The organism is Monashia sp. HAY1-2A (assembly GCF_056755315.1).
This window is the reverse complement of record NZ_JBNDHY010000867.1, coordinates 1-230: the sequence shown is the minus strand read 5'-3', so window position 1 is coordinate 230 and position 230 is coordinate 1. Positions and strand designations below refer to the sequence as shown.

The following is a 230-nucleotide window of genomic DNA, read 5'->3' as shown; positions in this document are numbered from 1 at the left end:
GCCACCACCGCGTTGCGCTCGATGTCGTTGCCCAGCAGCGTGGCCAGATCGGTCCACGGCTGGGTGATCCCGGTGGCGAATGCGGCCGGCATGCGCACGTTGATGCCCAGCCCGATCACCGCGCGCGCCGGGCCGGCGAACTCACCGCCGCCTTCGACCAACAGGCCGCCGAGCTTCTGCCCGTCCACCACGATGTCGTTGGGCCACTTCAGGCCCACGTTGGCAACGCC

Annotated in this window: 1 pseudogene; it reads right to left on the bottom strand. The window is 70.4% G+C overall.

From position 1 onward, the window contains the following. A pseudogene (locus tag ACPYOM_RS24240) lies at window positions 1-230 on the bottom strand (hypothetical protein); the annotation flags it as partial.